This window comes from Dolichospermum sp. DET69 (assembly GCA_017355425.1).
In the GTDB taxonomy this organism is placed as follows: Bacteria; Cyanobacteriota; Cyanobacteriia; order Cyanobacteriales; family Nostocaceae; genus Dolichospermum.
The window spans coordinates 3,806,269-3,830,232 of the sequence record CP070233.1 but is presented as its reverse complement, the minus strand read 5'-3'; the positions used below and the strand labels follow the sequence as shown (position 1 = coordinate 3,830,232).

Sequence of the window (23,964 nt, the reverse complement as noted above, 5' to 3'; positions counted from 1 at the left end):
ATGGAACGTCTCTACAAGGGTTTTAGGTCACGCATATTTAATTAATGGTGGGATGCCAGAGTGTGCCACCTCCTTTTGTATCAATTAAGTCAAAACCTTTTGCTTTTATTTCATCACGAATACGGTCAGATTCGGCAAAATTCTTTGCGTTTCTTGCTTCTTGTCTTTGTTGAATTAGAGCTTCAATTTCTGCATTACTTATACCATCCTGTGTAGGAGTTTTTGTTTCTGGTTGGGCGGTTAAACCCAAAACATCTGCTAATGTAATTAATGTTCGCCATTTTTGCTGTAATTCATGGGCTGGAGTTTCTGTTTTTCCTTGATGTACAATAATATTCCCTTCTCGAATTAGTTCTTTAGCTAATTCAAAAATTACTGTTAACCCACCAGGGAAATTAAAGTCATCATTAACGGCTTCTTTGAATTTATCAATGTAGCTATGAGAAATTAAATTAGTTTCAGTTCCCAATTGTTGATTATGGTGATAGCCGAAAAGTAATCCTTCTTTGATAGTATGCCAGCCATTTGTTGCTGCTAATATAGCATCATCGGTAAAATCTATGGGTTTACGATATTGTGCCATCATCACAAATAATCTTACCGCCATTGGGTCTACACCCCGATCTAACAATTGGCGAATGGTGATAAAATTACCCAAGGATTTGGACATTTTTTCCCCATCAACTTTTACCATGCCATTGTGTAACCAATAATTTGCTAAAGGTTTTCCTGTAACGGCTTCCGATTGGGCAATTTCGTTTTCGTGGTGGGGGAAAATTAAGTCAGCACCACCAGCATGAATATCTATAGTATCACCCAAGCGATCGCGCACCATCGCCGAGCATTCAATATGCCATCCAGGGCGACCTTTTCCCCAAGGAGACTCCCACGCAGGTTCACCGGGTTTTGCAGCCTTCCACAGGGCAAAATCAAAGGGATATCGCTTCTTTTGATATTCTGCATCTTCGATATTTACCCGTTCACTTGCGCCGGCTTGCATATCCTCTAATTTACGTCCTGAAAGTTTGCCATATTCCTCAAAATTCTGTACAGAATAATACACATCACCATCAGCAGGATAAGCAAATCCTTTATGTTCTAAATCGTGAATTAATCTTTGAATACCATTGATGGTATGTGTAGCGCGGGGATATTCGTCAGCTTCTTTAATTCCCAACCGCGACATATCCTCAAAATATGCTTGAATGTAGCGTTCTGCAACCTCTTCCATTGAAGAATTTTCTTCTCTGGCACGTTTAAGAATTTTATCATCAATATCAGTAAAATTCTGGATATAACGCACATCATAACCAATAAATTGCAGGTAACGACGGACTACATCCCAAACAATGCACGTTCTCGCATGACCCAAATGGCAGTAATCATAAACCGTCATGCCACAGCAATACATTTTCACCTTTCCAGGTTCGACGGTGGTAAATTGTTCTTGACGACGGCTGAGAGTATTGTAAATAGATAGGGTCATAACAGAGTAATGCGGGAATCTGACGATAAACAATGATAACGCAAGTTGATGACAATGGCGTAATTGAATATTTTAGTAGCTAATAATTGGCTATAATTATGGTTATTAACACTAACAGATAGAGGTAAAGTATGATTCAAACATTACCGAAGACTAAATCAGTAACTTTTGAAGAATTTGTGCAATGGAAGCCAGAGGGAAAGTATTATGAATTACATAATGGAGTAATTATTGAAATGAATCAACCTTTAGGAGATCATGAAGATATTAGTAGTTTTTTGGCTGAGATAGCTACGGCGGAATATCTGCGCTTAAATTTACCCTACCGTATTCCTAAAACGGTTTTAGTAAAACAACCTGAAAATGAATCAGCTTACTCACCAGATGTCTTGATACTAAATCGTTCTAATTTAATCAATGAGCCATTATGGAAAAAACAAGCTACAGTTACTCAAGCAGCATCAATTCCCTTAGTGATTGAAGTTGTTAGTAGCAATTGGCGTGTTGATTACTTAACAAAAGTCAAAGACTATGAAGAAATTGGGATTCCTGAATATTGGATTATTGATTATTTAGCTTTAGGTGGAACTCCCTATATAGGAAATCCTAAACAACCAACTATTTCTATTTATGATTTAATCAATGGAGAATATCAAGTTAGACAATTTCGAGAAAATGAAACTATAGTATCACCAACTTTTCCAGAATTGACCTTAACTGCTAACCAAATTTTTCAAGCTGGTATGTAAATATGTTACTGTCAGAGGGAACAGGGAATAGGCACACCGGAACAGGAAAAACTCATGTTTAAAAACATGAGATTGAAATAATGACACTGTTTTTTTCGGGCTACGCATTTTGTAAAAATATCTTTTTTTTGACTGAAGCTCTAAACTCAAAACTAAAGTTTCTTATCTGTTCCCTGTTCCCTGTTCCCTGTTCCCTGTTCCCTTCTTTTGTCATGTCGAGTGACCAAAATCAAGATAAAATTTAAAATACACCAAAATCCTCCTTTATGACTATGCAAACAACTGTTAGTTCCGAATCTCAGACAATGGAAGTTGCCAAACAAGGTTTACCAGTAACTATTATTACAGGTTTTTTAGGTAGTGGTAAGACGACTTTACTTAACCATATTCTCACAAATCAGCAAGGTGTAAAAACTGCGGTTTTAGTGAATGAATTTGGTGAAATTGGCATTGATAATGAATTAGTTGTTTCCACTGATGAAAACATGGTGGAATTAAGTAATGGCTGTATTTGCTGCACCATTAATAATGACTTAGTTGATGCTGTTTACAAGGTTTTAGAACGGGAAGAAAAGCTAGATTATCTAGTTGTAGAAACCACTGGTTTAGCAGATCCTTTACCTGTAGCCATGACATTTTTGGGTTCAGAATTGCGAGATTTAACCAGGTTAGATTCTATTATTACTGTAGTTGATGCGGCAAACTATAGTTTGGATTTATTCAATTCTGAAGCAGCTTTGAGTCAAATTACTTATGGTGATGTAATTATTCTCAATAAGACTGATTTGGTTGATGAAACCACTTTGCAAGAATTAGAGAAAAAAATCAACAATATCAAAGAAGGTTCTAGAATTATTCGGACAACAAAATCACAAGTTCCCCTCCCTTTAATTCTCAGTGTCGGTTTGTTTCAATCTGATAAATATTTTGATTCTCACGCAGAAGAACATCATGATCATGATGATTCTGGACATGAACATCATGACGACCATGATCATTCTACCTGTGGCCATGACCACCATGATCATGAACATCATCACCATTCTGACCACTTAGAAAATGATGGTTTTATCTCTATTTCTTTCCAAAGTGAAAAACCTTTTTCCATTAGAAAGTTTCAACATTTCCTAGATAACCAATTACCCACAAATGTTTTCCGTGCTAAGGGAATTATGTGGTTTGATGAAAGTCCTCAACGGCATATTTTCCATCTTTGCGGTAAACGCTTCACTATTGATGATGATCAATGGAAAGGTGAAAAGAAAAATCAGTTAGTGTTAATTGGTCAAAATCTGGATACCGAAACCTTACTTCAGCAGTTAGAAAACTGTATTTGTCTTCCTTCTATTAGTAGAGGTAAAGGATTTGGGAAGTAGTAATTAAATAATATCCAGAACCCCGACTTCTTGAAGAATTCGGGGTTCTTGTTTTTTGTCAATGCTATAATACAGCAGATTTCGCTCTAATGAGGTACAAACTTGAATTATAAAACTCTTGTAGTGCGGGCATCTTGCCCGCTGGATATGTACCTCATAACACCGGAAAGTGCTGTATAAGGAATTTTATTGGTAATCCTAAACAACCGACAATCTCTGTTTGTAATTTAATTGATCAAGAATATCAAATTAGCAAGTTTCGAGATCATGAACGGATTATTTCCCAAAATTTTCCTGAATTAGATCTTACTGCAAATCAGATTTTTAAAGCTTATATATAATAAAATCATAATTTATTAATAAATTTTTCTATGACATACTCCCTGAGAACAGATTGCAAACTGTACATACCCGCTTTTTTCTCTATTAAAGATCGTGAATATAGCCTCTCTATTGCTTGTAAAAGTTGGGATATAGAAACATTAGGTAATATATTTTGATTTTGCGCCAAACCCGTAAGGTTTATTAATCGCTGGTCAGTGGACAGACAGTACATAATTTGCCATTCTAGAACCGAGAGGGGATTTAACTGTTGTTCCAGTAAGCTGTTTATATAATTACTGACTAATAATGTATTTTGTTTGAGGAATTCTTCAATATTACCATCAAATAAGTCAATAATAATATTAACAACAATTTTAATTTTCAAGGGATTATGACCATAAGAATGGGATAATTCATACTTGTGTTGATCCGTTCCCAATAGCCGCCTTGATTGTAGCAGAGAAAAAGCTATTTCTGATGAACCAGTCAACCTCAAAGAACGGAATGATAATGACCACCCCTCTAATTCAGTGAGTTCAACAGGTTTGTCTCGACTGGTAAAAATTAAATTGCTTTGATGTTTCGTGTCTGCAATGATCCGGATTAACTGAATATATTTGATATAATCAACATCCAAAACCGTATCTAGATTATCCCAAATAATGAGACATCGGTGTTCATACAGATAATATATCAGCTGATTGATATTGGGTGTACTTTCCCGACGATGGGAAATAAAGGAAAGCATCTCGGTGATCATACTATCAAAAGATGGGACTGTTGGCACTGAACGCCAAAAAACGTAATCAAACTGATCCTGAATTTGTTTTGTCAGTTGGGTAGCCAAAGTTGTTTTACCAACTCCATCCATACCAAATAATCCTACTAAGTGACAGCCATCTTCCAAAATCCATGATTCTAGTTGTGTCAGTTCTTGGCTGCGGCCATAAAATGCTGAAATATCAATCGCTGTTCCCCAGTCTTGATTTGATATCTTTGTTTGTTTTTTACGTATTTCTCCGTACAAGTATAGAGGATTAGATACTATTTTAGTATTTGAAATACTGATTTTTTGCCAATCTAGACTTAATCTCCGACATAGTTCTTCAAAGGTTGCACAATCAACGGGTTTACCATTCAGGAAGTTGCTAACTGTAGTTAAGCATAATCCTGCATCATCAGCTAAAGCTCTTTGAGTCCGATAGCCTTGCTGTATAATTTTTGACTTAATTTCATTAATATAGTTATGATGAATTCTCAGTGACCTAGGCATAAGTAATTTCAAAATATAAAGAGTGCGTATCTAAAAAATCAAGTCTTTATTCGGTATTTTACTAAATTTGCAGAAATTATGGCTTTAATTTTTTCAAAATTAATTAGTCATTACAATCTATCTTTAGATAGATGACAAAAGTTTTAACCTAGTAAATTTTGTTATTTTATACAATAATCAAGTATGCGTAATTTAAAACCTTTATAGGAATGTTCCATCTGTAGGGGGCAGAGAAGAGGATGGCAAATTGGCAAGCTTTACCTAAAATAATTGATTAGCTTATGCAAACATCTTGGGTTTGCGCTATGTGTGTATTTCTCAAAACAGTCATAGAAATTATCTAAGTCAGTCATAACTTAGTATTTTCCGGTACAGAACCCGGTCATTTGTGGAGTAGATTAAAAAAATAAGGATCGAAAAATATACAGGGTTCAAAGTTATAGTTATGGCAGAATCTACCAAATCCGTTGTTTTCGTTGATCCCAACGTTGCAGATTATAGAAATATAGTTGATAGCGTTAAACCTGGTACACTGTTGTTTCTTCTCAGTGCCAACCAAGACGGTATTCAGCAAATTACTCAGAATTTATCAGGACTTACAAACATTGATAGCCTTCAGATTATTTCTCAAGGGTCAGAAGGCAGTTTGTCACTTGGTTCAACCGTCCTCAACTCCTCAAACCTCAGCAGTTACACATCACAATTGCAGCAGTGGGGTCAATCTCTCACCGCCACAGGAGACATTCTGTTGTATGCTTCCAATGTTGCTCAGGGTTCAGCAGGTAAAACTTTTGTCCAGCAAATTAGTCAGTTGACCGGGGCAGATGTAGCTGCATCTGATGACTTGACTGGGAATATTACATCAGGTGGAGACTGGGTGTTAGAATACACTACTGGATTGATTGAAGCATCTCCAGCACTAGAAATTGCATCTATCACCTCGAACGGAAATAGTCAAGATACCGTAGGAAAATATCCAACTCCGAAACCAGCTTATGCCAGTAATAAACTGATTGTTAAATTCAATGACACAATCAATATCGCCCAAGCCAATGAGATTAAAAACACCTTGGGAGTGGTCAAGACAGAGACCATTAAGCTGACAGGGGCTCAAATATGGACGTTATCTGGAAAAACCTCTGTAGAAACTGCCATAGCTACACATAGAAATAGTTCCACATTCAAGTACATCGAGCCAGATTATATTGTCACCAAAGCAGTTACAATCCCCAATGACCCAGGGTTTGGTCAACTATGGGGACTAAATAACACAGGTCAAAATGGCGGTACTCCAGACGCAGATATTGATGCTCCTGAAGCCTGGGATATCCAAAAAGGCAATCCCAACCTGGTCATAGGAGTGATTGATACAGGAGTTGATTATAACCACCCTGATCTAGTAGGCAATATTTGGACTAATCCAGGAGAAATCGCCGGCGATGGCATAGATAACGATAATAACGGCTACATTGATGACATTCGCGGCTGGGACTTTGCCTATAATGACAACAACCCCAGTGATGTGGACGGACATGGTACCCACGTTTCTGGAACCATTGCTGGTAAAGGGAATAACGGCGTTGGTGTGACCGGGGTGGCCTGGAATGCCAAGATTATGCCTCTGAAGTTTTTAGCCGATGATGGTTTCGGTTCTACTTCCAATGCCATAAAAGCAATTGACTATGCCACAGCCAAGGGCGTGAAAATAACCAACAACTCCTGGGGAGGTGGACCCAGTGAACAAGCTTTGTATAATGCCATTAATGCAGCAGGTCAAGCTGGGGCTTTATTTATTGCGGCAGCGGGTAATGACTCTATTGACACTGACACATCACCCCACTATCCCTCCAGCTATAACCTAGCCAATATTATCTCTGTTGCTTCCACCACAAACACTGATAGCCTGTCTTGGTTCTCCAACTATGGATTGACCAGTGTGGACTTAGGCGCACCAGGTTCAGGCATTTATAGCACCCTGCCTAACAACAGTTATGGAACTTATTCTGGGACATCAATGGCCAGTCCCCACGTTGCCGGGGCTGCGGCTTTAGTCTGGTCTCAAAATCCGACTTGGACCGCACAGCAGGTTAAGAATACCTTGATGAACACCGGTGACCCAATTGCTGCCCTAGCAGGGAAAACGGTTTCTGGAAAACGCCTCAATGTTTTTAATGCTTTGGCGGCAGCTAACTTACCTTCTGTAACTGTCAGTGTCAGTCCTGCCACTGTTCAAGAAGACGGTGCGACTAACTTGGTTTATACCTTTACTCGCACCAATTTAAACCTAAGTTCTCCCCTGACCGTTAACTTCGGGGCGAGTGGCATAGCAAACGCCGCCCCGGTGGGAAGCGACCCAGCAGACTATAATCTCTTAACCAATGGCAGTGTTACCTTTAATCCGACGACGAAACTGGGAACTGTCACCTTTGCTGCTAATGCCACAACAGCAACGGTTGCGGTTGATCCGATTGCTGATACCGTACAGGAAAATAACGAATCAGTTATTTTAACTGTCAATTCTGGGACAGGCTACATTGGTGATGCTCCTAATACAGCAACGGGAACTATTATTTCTGAGGAAGGATTTACTACTTACTTCTCGGATGATTTTGCTAATAACACGAAGGGTTGGACTCTGGGGACAGAATGGCAAATCGGTGCGGCCAAGACTTCTACGGGTCAGGTTTTTGGGAACCCTGATCCTGGAACGGACAATACTCCCACTGCCGATAATGGTGTAGCCGGAGTAGTGATTGGTGGAAATGCCTCCGCAGCCTTGCACGACTTCTATTATTTAACCAGTCCGGTTATCAACACCAGCACCGCTAATAAGTTGTTCTTTGAATTTGCCCGTTGGCTCAATAGTGACTACACGCCCTATATGCAGAACAAAGTTGAGATATTCAACGGTTCTAGCTGGGTCAATCTTTTGCCTAGCAATTTCAACGATTACCCAGGAGTCCAAGATAACGCTTGGACCCCTCAACAATTTGATATTAGTGCCTACAAGAGTGCCTCAACTCAAATTCGTTTCGGGTTCAATGTTGGTAGCGCTGGTGTATTTACAGTAAGTTCTTGGAACGTTGATGACGTTAAAATCTATGGTGATGGTGGGAGTACCTTACCTGTAATCACCGTTGCTGCCACAGATGCAGATGCTGCCGAAACCCTACTAGGAACAACACCAAATCCCGGACAATACACATTAACCCGGACTGGTGATGTCACTGGTAGCTTAACAGTTAACGTTGCCTTGACCGGAACAGCCACCAATGGCACAGATTACACAACCATTCCTAATACTGTTACCTTTGCCGCAGGTTCTAGCACAGCCTTAGTTGACCTGAACGTCACTGATGACACCCTTGTAGAAGCAGCAGAAACTGCCATCCTCACCGTCACATCAGGAACAGGCTACACAGTTGGAACTGCTGCTAGTGCCACAGTCAATATTGCTGATAATGATTTACCCGTTATTATTGACGTGAGCGCTAACCAAACGGTAGTCGAAGGCATCACCAGTCCCCAAAATGTCACTTATACTGTTACTTTGTTTGGTGACAGCACTGAAACCGTTACTGTTCAATATGCCACTGTTAATAATACGGCTATAGCAGGGTCGGACTATACTACCACTAACGGAACTCTCACCTTTGCTCCTGGTGTTACCAATCAAGACATCATTATTCCCATTCTCAATGACTCCCTTAACGAAGCACAGGAAACCTTTAATCTTACCCTGTCTTCTCCTACCAATGCCCAATTGGGTACAGCAACTGTAACTACAACTATAACCGATACCCTCACATCTGCCGTTACTACCACCCTAGCAACGAATGTAGAAAACCTCACCCTGACAGGAATAACAGCAATTAACGGTACTGGTAATGCCGGCAATAACGTCCTTATCGGTAACAGTGCTAATAACAGCCTCACAGGTAACGCCGGTAATGATACTCTCAATGGTGGCGCAGGTAATGACACTCTTAACGGTGGTGCAGGTAATGATATCTTATTTGGTGGTGCTGGTAATGATATCCTCACCGGGGGGCTTCAAAAGGATACTCTAACTGGAGGGTTGGGAGTAGACCGTTTTGACTACCGCGTTTTAACTGATTCTCTTCTGAGTGACTTTGATGTCGTTACCGGACTCAATGCTAATGCTAGTAATGATTTATTCCTTGTTTCCACTGCTCGCAGCGTATTTTCTAATGTCGGATCTGTGGCAACACTTGATACAGCCGGGATTGCAGCTAAGTTAACTGCTGCTGCTTTTACAGTTAATTCTGCGGCTCAATTTACCTTTGGTAGCCGTACCTTTGTCGCTATTAACAACGCTACCGCAGGATTTAGTGCCACTACCGATGCCATCATTGAGGTGACAGGTTTAACTGGTACTTTAGGACTCGGTAACTTTACTACTACCTTAGTGTAGCTTCTGGTATCATGTAGATGAACGACGTTGTAGAGATGTTTCATGAAACGTCTCTACAACAGGTAATCCTGATATCACCCTCAGTGTTAGTGATTTCAGCTTGCTTGTTTAGGAGACAACGACCGAAATTAAATGTGCGCTATCTAGAACATTTGTAGAGACTTGTAGAGACTTGTAGAGACTTTTTATGTAACGTCTCTACATCAAAAATAATTCCGTTGATTTTTCTATCTAAGGAATATGAACTTGTTGACACTCCCCGGTCTAAAGACGCGGGGATTCTACATTCACAGACTCGCCGTTAGACGACAGGTTTACACCAATCGCCCAAGAGGGCAAATCTCCTGTAGCGTAGCTGACCGTATCCCTACCGTAGTTAATCCTAATTTTAGGATATTGATACTGGCATTAATATCTCTATCTTCCACGAATCCACAATGATGACAATTATGGGTTCTGGTTGACAGGGATTTTTTCACTTCTTGACCACAATTAGCACAATTTTGAGAAGTATTACGGGGAGGGACGGCAACCGTTATTTTCCCATATTTATGCCCAAAATATTCTAACCATTGCCGAAAAGTTGCCCAGCCAGCATCAGAAATTGATTTAGCTAAATGTCGGTTTCTTACCATGCCTTTAATATTTAAGTCTTCATAAGCTACCAAATCGTTAGATTGGATCACGGAATATGCTAATCTCTTGCAATATTCTTTTCGCTGCCTACTTACTCTTAAATGTTTACGGGCATACCTATTTTTAGCTTTTAAATAGTTCTTGGATTGTGGTTGTTTAGCTTTTTTCTTGTTTCTGTCAAACTTCTTGGATTTTTTGCGATTAGCTCGACTTAACTGCTTCTCTGATTTTCTATAGAATTGTGGGGCAGGTTCTACATTACCTTTTGAATCGGCAATAAAGTATTTTAACCCCACATCTAAGCCAACTATTTGATTCGTTGGTTGAGATTCGATTCTAATCTTGACATCAATTGCAAATTGAGCATAATATCCATCAGCCCGACGGACTAAACGAACTCGCTTAATTTGCTTGATGTCATAGAAATTAAGATCATAAGTACCTTTTAATTTCAGAGTACCTATACCTTTTTTATCAGAAAAAGTAATTGCTTTTCTGGTTTCAGATAACTTCCAGCCGCTAACCTTATATTCAACTGAGCGGCAATTCTTTTTGAATTTCGGAAATCCCTTTTTACCCTGGTAGAGTCGAGGAGGGATATTATTCCCTGCCCCTCTCTGTTAAATCTGGGCGTGCAACTTTCACTGCACCCAGCTTCCGATGTTCTTAGCTTTCGCTTTTGCTCATGTGAATATAATCGTGGCAGCTTTCATGAATTGCTAGAAGGTTTTTAGGTTTACCATTCTTATGGTTTCCATCTATATGATGAAAATGTACCTTCTCATCACTGAGCATTTTTAGACCACAATGACCACATTTATGGCTTTGCCGTTTGAGGGCTTTAGAGGTATTGTTGTTATAGAGCTTGCTATTACGTTCGCTCCAATAACTTAAATCTCCGTCATAAGGTGATTTCTCACCTTTGACATTGATGTGTTTGTTTTCGGAGTAAGGGACTGCTGGAAAAGCCTTATCTAGTAATTGCTTACTGGTATAGCGATTCTGTTTAGTTTCCTTGTTGAATACCCTAAATGCTCTGTTTTGGATGTGAAATAACGAGTTTCTTGACCCGTCCATCTTGCAGAAGCGGTGGTAATTCCTCCAGCCTCTAACTACGGGGGCTAATTTTTCAGCCTTTGTGGTAGAACCATAATTCGAGTTGTTGACGATGTATTTTACTTTCTTGCGAAAAGATTTAAAGTTGTCCGCAGATGGAACGCATCTAAACTTCCCGTTTTTCTGGACTTTAAAATGCCAGCCGAGGAAATCAAACCCATCTGTCGCGGCGGTTAGCTTTGTCTTTTTCTCGCTGACTTTCATTCCCCGCTCTGCTAGGAACTGACTGATTTTGTCAAGTATTTCTGTGGCATCGTCTTGAGGTCTAAGTATTATTACCATGTCATCCGCATAACGGATTGATGGTTCTTTTATTGACCCTCCGGCATCTTTATATGTATGGATACTTTCGATACCGTTTAAGGCGATGTTCGCTAATAGTGGACTTACCACGCCACCTTGAGGTGTTCCTTGTTCGGGGAACTCTGGATTAACTCCGGCTTTGAGACATCGGAAGATTCCTTGTCTTATGCTATAAGGAGCGATGAGTCTCTCCATAATGGCGGTGTGGTTTATCCTGTCAAAGCATTTTTCAATATCGAGTTCTATAACTCGTTTATCTATTCCGTTGCTGGTTGAGCGTAAGTTGTCGAACAGGATTTTCTGTGCGTCATGCGCTGACCGTCCAGTCCTAAACCCGTAACTCCTGGCGTGGAAGGTTGCCTCGTGTGCTGGTTCTAATGCGTATTTGATAAGGCATTGATAAGCCCTATCAGCAATAGTAGGGATTTTCAGCATCCTGGTAGTACCGTCCTTTTTGGGGATGGGTATTTCTCTTAGCCCCTGGTGTTTCCAGTTGCTAACAGATGCTTTTAGCAGTTCATTAAGCTCGAAGCGTTCCTTAAAGGTAAGGGACTTTTTGCCATCAATTCCTGCGGTCTTTTTCCCAGCGTTTAGCTGTGATACTTGACGGATAGCCAATAATCTTGCTGCGGTTGACTTCAGAATCAGCTTTTGTAAGGACTTCGCTTTAAGCTTGTCGCCAACTTGAACCGCTTTGTACACTCGTTTTTGTAGGCGGAATAAGTTGCGGCGGAATTTCTTCCAGGGCAACGTCTTCCAAGATTCACTAGAGTTGTCTCTGTGTCCAATCATGCTCTGCTCCAATTTGTGTATTCTGAACACCTCAGACCAATTACGGTCTGTCCTACCCGAATTGGGGGGATTCCGCTGCTCGTCCAGCCTACTTGGGGTTCGACCGCCCTCAGACCCTCAACTCGTTTTTATTCGTTCCCTCGGTTGATTGATAGTTCCGTTAGGTGTAGCCAATTCAACCACTGGAATCCCTAGACTCTTACCGCTATTAAGTTAAAAATGCGGCGGGAATTATCTCCAATGAAGTCAGGTTTTTGATGTTGTGTCCTGCTCAAAAGTAGGTTGCTTTTCTAGGCTCTGTTTCACCGTGGGAACTCCCCGTTAGCACCAGTGTCACCCCACAACGGATGTCTGGTTGCGCCCTGTTCCTAGCTTCGACCTCCCGAAACCGAGTCGGGTCATCGTAGGCAGATAGGGAGTCATACCTGAGTCTGGTAGATGGGACTTTCACCCATATCAGACCGAGAGTTCAACCTTCTTCTATTGCTAGATTGGGTTGGTTAGCTTATGTACGGGCTGGATACCGTGATTCAACTAACAACGAATCGCACTAACTTTCTTTTTACAATTGTCGTAAAACCGAGCTATTGCACTCCAAGAACGCTCCGCAGCAGATTGTCTAGCCATTGAATTAAGTTCATCAGCGAAAGGAAATTCAGATGCCAAAATCGCGCAATATTTATTGAGATCATATTTCGTCGCACCTTTATTGTCCATCCAATATCTTAAACATTTATTTTGGATGAATTGAGATGCACGAATAGCCTCATCTATTGCGCGATACTGCGTTCCTAATAGTGTTATAATGTTCACAACAGGAATGGTAATCAACCTGTATAAAAACCTAACTGCCTAACGGCTTTTCTGGTCCTTGACAATTGAAGATATGGGGTTCTATTCCATAGTTCTAGTGACTACCCTCCGAATAGGTAAAATCTTCATGGGAGCTAGACAACACAGAATTTAAACTCAAGCAAAATTTGCAGCAATGCGACTACCTTCGGGCAGAGGGAAAGTTAACGCTTGGGGAGAGAACCACCTCTGGTTTAGATACTGCAAGGGATCTGAGCTAAGTGGACTCGTTGAACCAAGAATCTCAGCGGCTAAAGCCAGTGAGAGTGTCAAAATCTCACAGAATAGCGCGATAGCCTCACCCTTAATATCAACCCAAAACCGCTAAAATAGTACCAAATCAGAAAAATGGCAAAATCTGGATATGACCACAGCTACACCTGTAAAAACTGAATACGAAGCGATTATTGGCTTAGAAACCCATTGTCAGCTCAGTACCAACACCAAAATTTTCTCCAACAGTTCTACTGCTTTTGGTGCTGACCCCAATACTAACATTGACCCAGTTTGTATGGGTTTACCAGGAGTTTTACCCGTACTGAACGCCAAAGTTCTCGAATACGCCGTGAAAACTGGTTTGGCGCTAAATTGTCAAATCGCTCGGTATAGTAAATTTGACCGCAAACAATATTTTTATCCTGATTTACCCAAAAATTACCAAATTTCGCAATATGATTTACCCATAGCCGAACATGGTTGGATAGAAATTGAATTGGTAGATGATGCAGGAAACCCCAATCGTAAACGGATTGGCATTACCCGCTTACACATGGAAGAGGATGCAGGAAAACTCGTACACGCAGGTAGTGATAGACTTTCTGGTTCTACCTATTCGCTTGTAGATTACAACCGCGCTGGTATTCCCTTGGTGGAAATTGTTTCTGAACCTGATTTGCGAACAGGACAAGAAGCCGCAGAATATGCTCAAGAAATACGCCGGATTGTCCGTTATCTTGGCGTTAGTGATGGAAATATGCAAGAAGGTTCTCTGCGTTGTGATGTGAATATTTCTGTGCGTCCAGTGGGACGAGAGCAATTTGGCACTAAGGTAGAAATTAAGAATATGAACTCCTTTAGTGCGATTCAAAAAGCAATTGATTATGAAATTGAACGTCAAATTACAGCCATTGAATCAGGAGAAAAAATTGTTCAAGAAACACGTCTGTGGGAAGAAGGTTCACAACGCACAAGTAGTATGCGGATAAAAGAGGGTTCTAGTGATTATCGTTACTTCCCAGAACCAGATTTAGCCCCCATTGAAGTCACCCAAGCAGAATTGGACTCATGGTTAAATCAATTACCAGAATTACCCGCCTATAAACGCCACCATTATGAAAATGAGTTGGGACTTTCTGCTTATGATACAAGGGTGTTAACTGAGGATAAACCAGTTGCAGACTATTTTGAAAGTGCGATCGCTCAAGGTGCAAATCCTAAAGCTGCGGCTAACTGGATTACTCAAGATATCGCTGGTTACTTAAATAAACAAAAACTCACCATTTCTGAAATTAAACTGACTGCTGTTAACTTAGCTGATGTGATTACTCGCATTGAAACTGGTAAAATCAGTAACGGACAAGCTAAGGAAAAACTCACAGATTTATTAAATGGTGTTTCTCCAGAGGAAGCTTTTGCGGGTCAAGAACTGATTTCAGATCGTACCATTCTTGAAGCGATCGTTGATGAAATCATCGCTGCTAACCCTCAACAAGTTGAAAAATATCGCAAAGGTAACACCAACCTTAAAGGCTTTTTTGTGGGACAAGTTCTCAAAAAAACAGACAAACGCGCAGAACCCAAACTCACAAATCAATTGATTGAAGAGAAACTCAATGCGCCAATTTAGCCGAATCGTAGTATAATGTAGTAATGAGACACAACTTGATTATCTAGAGAGCTTGTTTAGCTTAATCAGCATAAGCCCCACATTTCACTCTTAGAGGATGTTTGAAAAGTAATCCGTCGTGATTTTTTACCCCCCTTAATCCCCCTTTATAAAGGCTACGGTGTACACACAAGTCTTCTAGAGTTGCCCCACAACGTTTAGATCCCCCCAACCCCCCTTAAAAAGGGGGGCTAAATTCTTCAAAGTCCCCCTTTTTAAGGGGGATTTAGGGGGATCGGATCACGTTTAGCATCCTGTCTAGAGATGTGTGTACACCGTAGCTTTATAAAGGGGGGAAATCGGAAAATGAAGTTCCCTCACCTTTCCCAGGGGAGGGTTAGGGTGGGGTAAAAAATATTTGATACATCAATCATGATTTTATGGCTTTTATCTATCAACCCTTTTGCTTTCTTTTTTGCAAACCCTATCTAATTTTCTCTCTTTTATCCCATCTATACCTGTAAACTGAGGCAAATAAGTAGAAATATAGAAATATTTAGTCATAACTATTAACTAATATTTTCATTTAGTTTCCGAATTAAACGAGATAACTCACGAATAATATTCACGGCAATTTCTGGAGTTTCTTCAATAGCATCATAAAGTTGCTCTTGGGTAAGTTCCAAACACTCACAAGATTCTAAAGTAGTAATAGCCGCGGAACGAGGTTGAGTATCAAAGACCGCCATTTCACCAAAGTAGTTTCCCTTATCAACTTCTGCTAACTTGGTATCACCAATATGGACTTTTACCCGACCAGATACTAATATATACAGCGATCGCCCTTCTTGTCCTTGCTGAAAGATTGTATAATTAGCTGGGTAGGATAACTCATTCATTACGGAAGCAAGCCTGACAATGAAATCATCCCGCAGTTCTTTAAAAATGGGGACTTGTCTTACAAATAATAACCGATCAACACTGGTAAGCATAGTTACTGGTTACAAATAAAACATTAACACTGATATCAAATCATCAGTAAGAAGGTAATTAGCCTTAGATTATCCTACTGTAGAAGCTAAGTTAAGATTTTGACTCCTAAATTCTGAAAATTTATCTTGAGCATTGTTAGAAAATTACCAATTTATGATGTACTTTCTAGAAAATTATTCTCCCATAGAAACTTACAATTATGTACACAGTTCTCTAGCACTAATCACAAAATTTTATGATCAGTTGAAACTTACTTCTTTACGCTCCGAATCTCTCAGACAAGCTCAGTTAGGAATGCTCAAAGGAGAAGTTCGCATAGCAGACAAATATTTATATCTCTCACCAGAAAAACGGATTGCGTTACCTCCAGAATTAGCTAATTTAGATAAGGGACTTCCAAGAAATAAATTATCCCAATAAACGAACCACAGAGGCACAGAGAACACAGAGAGAGAATTTTTGCGTCAGTTTTGGGACATTTTTTTATTTGGAAGTCCCTAATATGAATTTATCCCATCCATATTATTGGTCTGCTTTGACAATGATTGGTAATTGGAATTAAGCTTGTAGTATAAGTCAGGAGTGAAATAACGGACAACGTAGGGTACGTTAGCTCGTCTCGTAACGCACCGTTGATGGAGCTTAGGGTGCGTTAGGCATAGCCGTAACGCACCCTACAAATACTTAGAGTTTTCAAAATTCAAATCCTATTGCCATATATATAAAATTAATGTTTTTCATGAAAGCTATTAAAGTTTTTATAGTGTGTTTGGGTTTGTGGCTATTCTTAGATATAGCCGCTCATGTGGGTGCGGAAATTTTTTGGTTTCAGGAAGTTGGTTATATAGAAGTATTGCGACAAAGATTGTTAAGTCAAGGGAGTATATGGTTATTTATTGTGAGTTTGAGTACCGTTTATCTGTTAGGAAATCTAACTTTAGCCCAAAGGCTGAAATATACCCCTTTTTCTGATTCTATTCCCGTGGAGGAAATAAAAATTAGTCGAAGATTGATGAATTTTCTTAGTCCTCAATATCCCACAACTAATCAAGGTTCTCAATGGCATAACTATACCAATAAAATTAAATTACGATGGCTATTACCTTTAATATTAGGATTAATTTTTTTATTGTACTTAACATTAGCACACTATGGAAAAATTGCCCTCTCTTATTGGACAGATAATTTTAATCAATCCGGTTTATCAGTACCGTTGCTATTGCGGCCAGAGATAATTTTGCCATTGGGAAAAAAGATAATTTCTCAACCTTGGGATTTAGGATTATTTGGGGGATTATCTCTGGCTATATTAATTTATAGCAAATTTTTCCTCAGAGCGATCGCTATTATTTTGAGTCTGGGATTTGGATGGATACTGTCTCAGTATTGGTCAAAAATTCTTTTATCTTTTCATCCTATTCCCTTTGATCATGCTGAACCATTATTTGGCAAAGATATCAGTTTTTATATTTTCTTACTCCCTATCTGGGAACTTTTAGGATTTTGGTTAATAGGATTATCTTTATATGGCTTAATTAGCGTAATTCTTACATATTTATTATCAGCAAATAGTCTCACTCAAGCTAGTTTTCCAGGATTTTCTTCACCACAACTTCGCCATTTATCGGGCTTAATGGGCTGTTTAATGTTGGTAGTATCTTTAAATTATTGGCTCAGTCGTTATCAACTGCTTTATTCTGCTCGTGGAGTTAGTTATGGAGCTAGTTTTACTGATGTTAAAGCCCAATTACCAGCAGATACAATATTATGTGTTTTATCAGTAGTGATCGCTTTGTATTTATTATCTTTAACTATATTTTGGCCACAAAAATTTTCACATCATCGCTATCGCTGGGTAAGCTATATTTTAGGTATTTATCTAATCTTTATAGTCACAGGTAATTTTATTTTACCTATAACTGTACAAAAAATAATTGTTGAACCAAATGAATTAAAGAGAGAAAAACCTTATATTACCAGAAATATTGCCCTAACTCGGCAAGCATTTAATTTAGATGCCATTGATTCCCAAACATTTAACCCCATAGGAAAATTAACAGAAGCTGATATCAAAGCTAATGATTTAACAATTCGGAATATTCGTCTTTGGGATCAAGAACCATTACTAAAAACCAATCGGCAATTACAACAAATTCGTCCCTATTATCAATTTCCTGATGCTGATATTGATAGATATTTAATAAAAAGTAACGACAATCAAGAAAAACAACAGGTACTAATTGCAGCTAGAGAATTAAATTATCAAGATGTTCCTCCCCAAGCACAAACATGGGTAAACCGAAATATGATTTATACTCATGGTTATGGCTTTACCATGAGTCCCGTTAATACCGTTGCTGCTGGTGGATTACCAGAATATTTTGTCAAGGATATTAGCAAAAATGGTAGTGTTTTAAATACTTCTAGTCCAGATATTCGTGAAAGTATTCCCATTGGACAACCCAGAATTTATTACGGAGAAATTAGTGATACTCACGTCATGACTGGGACAAAAGTTAGAGAGTTAGATTATCCTAGTGGCAGTGATAATGTTTATAATAATTATGATGGATTAGGTGGTATCAAGATAAATTATTTATGGAAAAGATGGCTATTTTCCATATATTTGAAAGACTGGAGAATGCTATTTACACGAGATTTTTTACCAGAGACTAAAGTATTATTTCGTCGCAATATTAATCAAAGAATTCGAGCAATTGCCCCATTTTTAAAATTTGATAGCGATCCTTATTTAGTTGTGGTTGATGCTCAAAAAGACGATCAAAAACTACAATTTCCCGGACAAGAAAATTATCTTTATTGGATAGTTGATGCTTACACTACAAGCGATCGCTATCCCTATTCTGATACAGGTAAAGACGGTATCAACTATATTCGTAACTCCGTTAAAGTCGTTATTGATGCGAACAACGGCACAGTCAGATTTTACATTGCAGATCCTCAAGATCCATTAATTACTGCTTGGTCGAAAATATTTCCCCAAATGTTCCAACCTTTAGGGAATTTACCCCCCAATCTTCGTAGTCATCTTCGCTATCCAGTAGACTTTTTTAAAATTCAATCTGAACGCTTAATGATCTACCACATGACAGATCCTCAAGTATTTTACAACCGAGAAGATCAATGGCAAATTCCCAATGAAATTTATGGCAACGAAACCCGTAAAGTTGAACCCTACTATTTAATTACTAGTCTTCCCAACGTCTCTTTTGAAGAATTTATCCTCTTACTTCCCTACACACCCAAACAACGGACGAATTTAATTGCTTGGTTAGCAGCACGTTCTGACGGCGAAAATTATGGCAAATTACTGTTATATAACTTTCCTAAAGAACGCTTGATTTATGGACAAGAACAAATTGAAGCTAGAATTAATCAAGATCCAGTTATTTCTCAACAAATTTCCCTGTGGAATCGTCAAGGTTCCCGAGTAATTCAAGGTAATCTTTTAATAGTTCCCATTGAGCAATCTTTACTATATGTTGAACCAATTTATTTAGAAGCTACACAGAATAGCTTACCAACATTAGTTAGAGTAATTGTAGCCTATGAAAACCGCATCATCATGGCACGAACCTTAGAGCAAGCACTACAAGGAATCTTTCAACCAGAACTCGCACCACTACCACCCATTATTCGTCCCCTAGAAGAAGAACTACCTACTCGTTAAATAGTCTATTTGTGACATACTCCACACACTCCCCTTCGGGTGAGTGTGGGCAACGAGCGTGACTCCTCTATGAGGACATTAACGTAGGGGCGTATTGCTATACGCCCCTACTCAGAATTAAGCTGATTTTGGTTTACAAGAGCATCCGGCAAGCGTAAAGCTCAGTGTCTTTAGACCTGAGATATAAGCGACTCGTGCGGTAATAAAGCGCATAGAGTCTTTCTTCTCATGAAGATTGGTTGAGGTACATGAAGTTTTGTCATCTTTGCTCCTAATGGTGTTATACTGCCCACAACAGGAATGGTAATCAACCTGTATAAAAACCTAACTGCCTAACGGCTTTTCTGATCCTTGACTCTTTTTGATATGGGGTTCTATTCCATAGTTCTAGTGACTACCCTCCGAATAGGTAAAATCTTCATGGGAGCTAGACAACACAGAATTTAAACTCAAGCAAAATTTGCAGCAATGCGACTACCTTCGGGCAGAGGGAAAGTTAACGCTTGGGGAGAGAACCACCTCTGGTTTAGATACTGCAAGGGGTCTAAGCTAAGTGGACTCGTTGAACCAAGAATCTCAGCGGCTAAAGCCAGTGAGAGTGTCAATCTAATAAAGTCCTGTGATAACAAGTAACTATGCTATATCATTTAGATTTTCATGTTGAATACCCCGATAACATGAATCAACAAGAACTATTTACCTTATGGAGTGAAGAAGCAGATGTTGCACTCCAAGCCAAACAAGCCGGAATAATAGTTGATTTATGGAAATGTATTGGTACTCGTCGTGTCATTGTCATTGTTGATGTTCCCACCCCAGACACACTAGATCAAATTCTTCTGGACTTGCCTATTATGAAAAAAAATGGCCAAAAAGTGCAAGTAGAAGTAACTCCTTTGAGGAAATATGAAGACTTTGCTAATGATGTCAAAGCTAGATTAGAGCAAACAAAATAGGTAATACGAGTTCAAAATTCAAAACAACTATTACCTATTATCAGTAGAGTGAGTCATGCTCACTCTCCATATTTCTCCTGAATTACATAAAAATTATATATACAGGTATTACTTCAGGTATATATGCAGATAATCAAAAACAAAACTATTGACAGAGATAACTAAACTTTTCTTTTGCTAAACCTATAATTGAAGGCTATATAAAGCTTTGTTCAGATGGATCATAGACTTAAATTAAAAGTTTCAAAATTAAACTAAGGGGTTGATATCTGGTTCTGTCACTTTTGTCAATTAGGAACCATTATAGATTACTAAGGGAAATAAGATGTATATAAAGCAGGTATTGGAAAAAACACTCATATCCGACAATACCAACTTGTCCATTGCTCAAAGTGCAATTCAACAAGAAAAAGTACAAGGACAATATCACAACATCCAAATACCAGATTTAGCACTATCTTTAGCTCCTCTGGGATTTATTTTTGTTTGGGCTATTTTTCTGCTCCTTTTTCATAAAATCCGCACCAATACAGATGATAAAGTATGCTTGCAAAGCAAAATTTTACAAAAAGTCCCCTGTAAAAAATGTCAGTTTTTTGCGAATAACCATTATTTAAAATGTGCTGTCAAGCCAGATTCTGTTCTCACAGAAGAAGCCATAGACTGTTCGGAATACGTACCTAAAAAAGTTGGCTTTTCCCATAAAAATTTATTTCGCTAAAGATTCAGATCCCCGACTTCTCCAAGAAGTCGGGGATCTAGGGGATCTATTCAGTATTTATACAAATAGAAATAGGGAAAAGTCTGCTGATGCTGACTAATCCCGGTTGCCGATTCTTTAAAGAGAAGAGAACACTTGTTGACAATATAACCTTAATTGAGAAGAGTTGTCAACTACTAATGATAAATTTTAGCAATAAATTATAATTAGCTGTCACTCGTAGCTGGGAAAGAGTATGATGTTGTTTGAGTTCTCATATAGTCCAAGACTGCCCATTTTTGGTTATGACGCAACAACAACTGCGTGTTTTTGTCCCACCCCATCCCCTAATTCAGCACTGGTTAGGAGTTGCCCGTGATGTAGCTACACCATCAGTATTATTTCGTTCTGCTGTTACTGAGTTGGGCAGGTGGCTCACTTACGAAGCGGCTAGGGAGTGGTTGCCAACCCAAGAAACAACCGTGCAAAGCCCCCTCGCTGCCTGTCCTGCCACTTTTATTAATCCTCACATACCTGTAGCTGTTGTACCGATTTTGCGGGCTGGGTTAGGCTTATTAGAGGGAGCGCAGGGTGTACTACCTTTAGCATCAATTTACCATTTTGGGTTGGTGCGAAATGAAGAAACTCTAGAACCTACTTGTTATTTAAATAAATTGCCAGAAAAATTTGCTCCGGAAACACGGGTGTTAATTACCGAGCCAATGTTGGCTACTGGAGGTTCTATAATGGCAGTAATGGCGGAATTAACTCAAAGAGGTGTTGATCCTGCTTTAACTCGCATTATTTCTGTAGTTGTTGCCCCCCCAGCTTTGAAAAAATTGGCTGCTATCTATCCTGGTTTAATCGTTTACACCGCTACTATTGACGAAACGCTTAATGATCAAGGGTATATTGTCCCGGGATTAGGGGATGCGGGCGATCGCATTTTTGGGACTTAGAAGTATATGGATTAAATGAACCACGTTCGCGGAGCGTCCCGTCAGGGATAGGTGCGAAGAACGCGAAGGAAGGAAGAAGAAGAAGGAAGAAGGAATGAAGATAGGTAATTTTATGTTGGAAAGGCAGTAGGCGTGCAGCTAAGTCCGGAAAATAGCTAAAGTATGTCAAAGTTACTTATTTTCTAGAAGGTGGTAAAAATATGAGTCAACAAGATGGTTTTGCTAGTGGGTTGCTACTGGGGACATTGATAGGGGGCGTAGTCGGTGGTGTGGTTGGTGCAGTGATTACTTCGCGCTTAGATGCTAAATTTGCCGATGAAGAGAATGAAGGCTTAACTGGTGATAATGATAGCCAGACAGGAGCTAAAAGGCGGCAAATGAGAGCCTCAGCTAATGAGAATCTGGAAATAGAAGCAACAAGGCGATCGCTAGAAGATAAAATTGCCCAACTCAATGCCACAATTGATGATGTGCGGAAGCAATTAGGCAATGTCAACAGTAACTCATCTCAGGAAGTTAATGAACATTCTTAAATCTTCCCTTAGTTATGTTGATTGGCTACACAATATGAAGTGAGCTAAATTAAAATCAACCATGAATCTATGTTTGACATTTAATAGGAAAGTTACCCATCCATGAATTTACTAATTACAACCCTCGCTACCTTTGTCTCTCTGTACAGCTATTTGCTGATTACTCGAGTCTTGTTGACTTGGTTTCCCACTGTTGACTGGTCCAATCAACCATTTGCGGCTTTAAGCCAAATTAGTGATCCCTACCTCAATCTATTCCGTTCCATAATTCCCCCCTTGGGTGGCATGGATTTCTCCCCTATCCTAGCATTTTTGGCATTGAACATAGTTGGTAGTGTTCTAGATAGTTTAGCCCGTACCACCTTAGTCCAAGGGTTTTAAGTCAGGAGTCACCGAGTCAGGAGTCAGGAGAAAGAAGGTATAACAAAAATTTTGCCCCTGTTCCCTGTTCCTGTTTCCTATCTTCTTACTCGTCCACTAAAACCAGCAGCTTTAAACTGCTTAAGCTGCAATGGTAAAGGCTGATTACTAGGTACAGTAATTCTGAATTCAAAATCATTCACTCCTGGAGGGACTTCCGCTATTAAACCCAGACGAGTCCGATTTTGTAAGGTTGAGTCGCCATTGGCATCATATATACGCCCAAAAATATCCGCATCATAAACTGTTTTGTTCGTGCTATTTTCCGCTTTACCTGTAACTATAAAGCAAGCAGCAGAATTTGAACCACTGCTACCCACTATTCCAGTTGCTAGTTCCAATGGACAGTCATGGTAAGAAATATCCGATAATTTAATCTGTGTTAATGCTAAAGCTGTGGGAGTCCATACCCAAGAAAGTAATCCGATAAAACCAGCAATAAAAATTAAGTAAATTGAGCGTAACCGCATAAAAGACACCTTGAGCGTGATTAGAGCAAAGAATAGGACATCAAATCTTCAGGCATCTATTGACATTTCCCGACA

At 39.3% G+C, this 23,964-nt stretch carries 15 protein-coding genes and 3 pseudogenes; 11 read left to right on the top strand and 7 right to left on the bottom strand.

What is annotated here, in order from left to right; translation table 11 throughout:
* Nucleotides 1-37: 37 nt before the first annotated feature.
* Nucleotides 38-1,486: a cysteine--tRNA ligase gene (locus tag EZY12_17455; protein QSX66571.1), complete on the bottom strand. Its 1,449-nt coding sequence runs from the start codon at nt 1,484-1,486 to the stop codon at nt 38-40.
* 131 nt (nt 1,487-1,617) lie between these two features.
* Here EZY12_17455 and EZY12_17450 point away from each other — a divergent pair, with 131 nt between their 5' ends.
* The gene (locus EZY12_17450) at nt 1,618-2,235 is read left to right on the top strand and encodes a Uma2 family endonuclease (protein QSX66570.1); all 618 of its coding nucleotides are present in this window, start codon (nt 1,618-1,620) and stop codon (nt 2,233-2,235) included.
* Nucleotides 2,236-2,507: 272 nt separating this feature from the next.
* Nucleotides 2,508-3,611, top strand: coding sequence for a GTP-binding protein (locus tag EZY12_17445; protein ID QSX66569.1), 1,104 nt, complete (start codon nt 2,508-2,510; stop codon nt 3,609-3,611).
* 346 nt (nt 3,612-3,957) lie between these two features.
* Here the strand turns inward: EZY12_17445 and EZY12_17440 are convergent, their stop codons facing one another.
* Complete coding sequence (locus EZY12_17440) at nt 3,958-5,208, bottom strand: hypothetical protein (protein ID QSX66568.1); 1,251 nt, start codon at nt 5,206-5,208, stop codon at nt 3,958-3,960.
* A 445-nt stretch (nt 5,209-5,653) separates the two neighbouring features.
* Between EZY12_17440 and EZY12_17435 the strand changes: the two genes are divergently transcribed.
* The gene (locus EZY12_17435) at nt 5,654-9,643 is read left to right on the top strand and encodes a DUF4347 domain-containing protein (GenBank protein QSX66567.1); all 3,990 of its coding nucleotides are present in this window, start codon (nt 5,654-5,656) and stop codon (nt 9,641-9,643) included.
* Nucleotides 9,644-9,957: 314 nt separating this feature from the next.
* On the opposite strand, the pseudogene EZY12_17430 reads toward EZY12_17435, so the two are convergent.
* The 3 genes and pseudogenes from EZY12_17430 to EZY12_17420 all read right to left on the bottom strand — a co-directional run bounded on the left by EZY12_17430 (nt 9,958) and on the right by EZY12_17420 (nt 13,312).
* Nucleotides 9,958-10,869: pseudogene (locus tag EZY12_17430) on the bottom strand (transposase).
* A gap of 76 nt (nt 10,870-10,945) precedes the next feature.
* The gene (locus EZY12_17425) at nt 10,946-12,490 is read right to left on the bottom strand and encodes a reverse transcriptase N-terminal domain-containing protein (GenBank protein ID QSX66566.1); all 1,545 of its coding nucleotides are present in this window, start codon (nt 12,488-12,490) and stop codon (nt 10,946-10,948) included.
* A gap of 552 nt (nt 12,491-13,042) precedes the next feature.
* Nucleotides 13,043-13,312: pseudogene (locus EZY12_17420) on the bottom strand (hypothetical protein).
* Between the two features lie 394 nt (nt 13,313-13,706).
* Between EZY12_17420 and gatB the strand changes: the two are divergent.
* The gene (gene gatB, locus EZY12_17415) at nt 13,707-15,188 is read left to right on the top strand and encodes an Asp-tRNA(Asn)/Glu-tRNA(Gln) amidotransferase subunit GatB (protein ID QSX66565.1); all 1,482 of its coding nucleotides are present in this window, start codon (nt 13,707-13,709) and stop codon (nt 15,186-15,188) included.
* Nucleotides 15,189-15,736: 548 nt separating this feature from the next.
* Here gatB and EZY12_17410 read toward each other — a convergent pair.
* Nucleotides 15,737-16,159 (bottom strand): cyclic nucleotide-binding domain-containing protein, encoded by a 423-nt coding sequence (locus EZY12_17410; GenBank protein ID QSX66564.1) that lies wholly within the window; start codon nt 16,157-16,159, stop codon nt 15,737-15,739.
* 211 nt (nt 16,160-16,370) lie between these two features.
* Here EZY12_17410 and EZY12_17405 point away from each other — a divergent pair.
* The 7 genes and pseudogenes from EZY12_17405 (at nt 16,371) to EZY12_17375 (ending at nt 23,380) form a co-directional block, all read left to right on the top strand.
* Nucleotides 16,371-16,580, top strand: a pseudogene (locus EZY12_17405) (hypothetical protein).
* Nucleotides 16,581-16,890: 310 nt separating this feature from the next.
* Nucleotides 16,891-19,851: a UPF0182 family protein gene (locus tag EZY12_17400; GenBank protein ID QSX66563.1), complete on the top strand. Its 2,961-nt coding sequence runs from the start codon at nt 16,891-16,893 to the stop codon at nt 19,849-19,851.
* Nucleotides 19,852-20,486: 635 nt separating this feature from the next.
* Nucleotides 20,487-20,807: a muconolactone Delta-isomerase family protein gene (locus tag EZY12_17395; GenBank protein QSX66562.1), complete on the top strand. Its 321-nt coding sequence runs from the start codon at nt 20,487-20,489 to the stop codon at nt 20,805-20,807.
* Between the two features lie 325 nt (nt 20,808-21,132).
* Nucleotides 21,133-21,528 (top strand): hypothetical protein, encoded by a 396-nt coding sequence (locus EZY12_17390; protein ID QSX66561.1) that lies wholly within the window; start codon nt 21,133-21,135, stop codon nt 21,526-21,528.
* 284 nt (nt 21,529-21,812) lie between these two features.
* Nucleotides 21,813-22,466 carry a uracil phosphoribosyltransferase gene (gene upp / locus EZY12_17385; GenBank protein QSX66560.1) on the top strand — a complete coding sequence of 218 codons (654 nt, stop codon included), beginning with the start codon at nt 21,813-21,815 and terminating at the stop codon, nt 22,464-22,466.
* Between the two features lie 200 nt (nt 22,467-22,666).
* Nucleotides 22,667-22,999 (top strand): hypothetical protein, encoded by a 333-nt coding sequence (locus EZY12_17380; GenBank protein QSX66559.1) that lies wholly within the window; start codon nt 22,667-22,669, stop codon nt 22,997-22,999.
* A gap of 102 nt (nt 23,000-23,101) precedes the next feature.
* Complete coding sequence (locus EZY12_17375) at nt 23,102-23,380, top strand: YggT family protein (GenBank protein QSX66558.1); 279 nt, start codon at nt 23,102-23,104, stop codon at nt 23,378-23,380.
* 77 nt (nt 23,381-23,457) lie between these two features.
* Here EZY12_17375 and EZY12_17370 read toward each other — a convergent pair whose 3' ends face one another.
* On the bottom strand, nt 23,458-23,889 hold the full coding sequence (locus EZY12_17370) for a hypothetical protein (protein ID QSX66557.1): 432 nt from the start codon (nt 23,887-23,889) through the stop codon (nt 23,458-23,460).
* Nucleotides 23,890-23,964 lie beyond the last annotated feature (75 nt).

What these genes read in the sequence shown, in the direction of transcription:
- EZY12_17455 (QSX66571.1), bottom strand. Translation starts at nt 1,486, where the DNA reads ATGACCCTATCTATTTACAATACTCTCAGCCGTCGTCAAGAACAATTT.
- EZY12_17450 (QSX66570.1), top strand. Translation starts at nt 1,618, where the DNA reads ATGATTCAAACATTACCGAAGACTAAATCAGTAACTTTTGAAGAATTT.
- EZY12_17445 (QSX66569.1), top strand. Translation starts at nt 2,508, where the DNA reads ATGCAAACAACTGTTAGTTCCGAATCTCAGACAATGGAAGTTGCCAAA.
- EZY12_17440 (QSX66568.1), bottom strand. Translation starts at nt 5,208, where the DNA reads ATGCCTAGGTCACTGAGAATTCATCATAACTATATTAATGAAATTAAG.
- EZY12_17435 (QSX66567.1), top strand. Translation starts at nt 5,654, where the DNA reads ATGGCAGAATCTACCAAATCCGTTGTTTTCGTTGATCCCAACGTTGCA.
- EZY12_17425 (QSX66566.1), bottom strand. Translation starts at nt 12,490, where the DNA reads ATGATTGGACACAGAGACAACTCTAGTGAATCTTGGAAGACGTTGCCC.
- gatB (QSX66565.1), top strand. Translation starts at nt 13,707, where the DNA reads ATGACCACAGCTACACCTGTAAAAACTGAATACGAAGCGATTATTGGC.
- EZY12_17410 (QSX66564.1), bottom strand. Translation starts at nt 16,159, where the DNA reads ATGCTTACCAGTGTTGATCGGTTATTATTTGTAAGACAAGTCCCCATT.
- EZY12_17400 (QSX66563.1), top strand. Translation starts at nt 16,891, where the DNA reads ATGTTTTTCATGAAAGCTATTAAAGTTTTTATAGTGTGTTTGGGTTTG.
- EZY12_17395 (QSX66562.1), top strand. Translation starts at nt 20,487, where the DNA reads ATGCTATATCATTTAGATTTTCATGTTGAATACCCCGATAACATGAAT.
- EZY12_17390 (QSX66561.1), top strand. Translation starts at nt 21,133, where the DNA reads ATGTATATAAAGCAGGTATTGGAAAAAACACTCATATCCGACAATACC.
- upp (QSX66560.1), top strand. Translation starts at nt 21,813, where the DNA reads ATGACGCAACAACAACTGCGTGTTTTTGTCCCACCCCATCCCCTAATT.
- EZY12_17380 (QSX66559.1), top strand. Translation starts at nt 22,667, where the DNA reads ATGAGTCAACAAGATGGTTTTGCTAGTGGGTTGCTACTGGGGACATTG.
- EZY12_17375 (QSX66558.1), top strand. Translation starts at nt 23,102, where the DNA reads ATGAATTTACTAATTACAACCCTCGCTACCTTTGTCTCTCTGTACAGC.
- EZY12_17370 (QSX66557.1), bottom strand. Translation starts at nt 23,889, where the DNA reads ATGCGGTTACGCTCAATTTACTTAATTTTTATTGCTGGTTTTATCGGA.